At 57.6% G+C, this 1925-nt stretch carries 2 protein-coding genes; both read right to left on the bottom strand.

All coding sequences use genetic code 11. The features are described 5' to 3' along the window. Nucleotides 1-453, bottom strand: a 453-nt coding sequence (locus ACH4F2_RS35900) for a molybdopterin-dependent oxidoreductase (RefSeq protein ID WP_398136797.1), incomplete at its 3' end; no start/stop codon positions are given. Between the two features lie 305 nt (nucleotides 454-758). Next, nucleotides 759-1253, bottom strand: coding sequence for a carboxymuconolactone decarboxylase family protein (locus ACH4F2_RS35895; RefSeq protein WP_198402566.1), 495 nt, complete (start codon nucleotides 1251-1253; stop codon nucleotides 759-761). Nucleotides 1254-1925: the final 672 nt, after the last annotated feature.

Raw genomic sequence — 1925 nt, 5'->3', positions numbered from 1 at the left:
CAACCGTGCCGGCCCTCCATGTTCTGCTGAGAGCGGCGAGCCCTGAGCCTCGGTGGCTATCCAAGCCTGCCCGTCGAGGAGGTCTTCGAGAGGAAGGTTGGTGGTGTAACCCCCGAAACTCCGGACCATCGCGTAGTCGTGACTAGTCTCGACGTCTTCGAACAGCCGGTCCAATGACACCCCACGCCACGCCATGCTCAGCTTCGACCAGTGGGTGACGCAGTGAATATCAGTGACGATGTCCTCGACGCCGACACTCAGAAGCTCTGTCCAGTTCCACCGGTGCTTGGTCCCGTCCTCCGTCCTGATCGTAAAACTCCAGTCGTTCTCCTCGACAGCCGGCGTGGGCCCGGCAGTGAGCACCGGCCAGTCATCGACGAGCGTCTGCCCCGGAGGCAGATTCGGGTTACTGGAACCTCGCCGCCCTCCGAAGCCACTATTGATAACTCCCATAATGTGCGCTCCTCAACCTTTCTACGATGTTCGTCGCTGGGATGTTCGCTGGCATGTTGCTTGGACACTATCAACGGCCGGATTCAACCGTTGCGAAACCAGCCTTCGGCTTCGAGGAATCTTGAGACCGTGCACATTACAGAGAACCTCTCCGCCCGCGCCGTGCACGTCGCAATGATTCGCTCGCCGACAGCAATTTTCGCCTCGGGACGAGGTGAACGCTTCCCTCGGCAGCACCGAATTTTCGGTTGGGAAGAAGCTCCGCCCCGCGCGGTTGGTTCGGAGGTAGTTGAATCGAATCGCTCTCACGTGACCGGGACAGCTCCTTGAGCAAGTTTCAGCCGGGTCCACACATTCATGTTAATGATCACCGCCGCGATCTCCGCGACCTCGAGTTCCGTGAAGTGGAGCCGCAACTCGTCGTGAACAGCAGAGAACTGCTGGTGACGAAACAATGTGAGGCCTTCGCAATACGCGAGAGCCGCTCTCTGTGCAGATGAGAACATCGTGCTCTCACGCCAGGAGATGAGATGCGCGGCCAGTGCAGATGAAATGCCAATCTCTGCCGCAATTCGGGTGTGCAGAATAAGGCAGTAGGAGCATGGGTTCAGTTGCGCCACACGCAAACGGAGGAGTTGCAACAGTTTCCGATCCACCGACAATTCAGCCGAGTACCCGAACTGTACTGCCATTTCTTTGGCCAGCTCGTGAAAGGGTGTGAGGTCAGGGTCGAACCGCGTGTTGTCGAACCGGACATTTTCGGACCCTGACATCCAGCCCTCCGCGCTGACCTCAGACACAACGACGCCAATCATTCGTGGCCAGGCCGTTGATCGCTACGGCGCACTGAGATGCCTTCGATGAACGAACCTCGATACCTCGGCGTCGCTTACTTTCCCTCCATAATGGCGATGTCCAACCTGTCTGCGGTTTCGGCCATCCTGACTTCGGCCAGGCGGTACGCCTACGCACATGAGTTGCGAAAAATGTCACCTGGCCCCTGCTCTGCGAACGAAGTTGCGCGGGACTCCACATCATCCCGTCGTGAGAGATGGATGGCTGCCTGATCGTCCATCATGGTCGAAGGTCCCCGCGTCTCTGGAGTTCTATCGACTGCGGCCCGTCGCGGTTGTTCGGGCCAGCCGGTCAGATCTCGTATGGACTCGTAGGTCCATGTCGAAGTCTCCTCCGTGGGTCTAAGTTAACCATGTCGACGCACTCCGCACTCGCTGTCGAATCTCCGTTGCCGGAAAACCATATGCTAACTACACTAGGGAAAGTCAGATGATCACTGCACCGTCGTGCGAACATGTGTTTCCATTCGCGACACTCGCCTCGATCACAGCATCATCTCAGAACAGATCCGGAATAGTTGGACCCAGAAGACCGTTCTAGAACAAGTGGCAGCTATGACGGATCCCTGCAGGAGTAGCCACTTACGTCACAGAAGAGGAGTCCAGTGACCAACGACT

The organism is Streptomyces sp. NPDC017890 (assembly GCF_044328675.1).
Classification (GTDB): Bacteria; Actinomycetota; Actinomycetes; order Streptomycetales; family Streptomycetaceae; genus Streptomyces.
The sequence above is the reverse complement of the archived record's forward strand: the minus strand, read 5'-3'. Positions and strand labels throughout refer to the sequence as shown.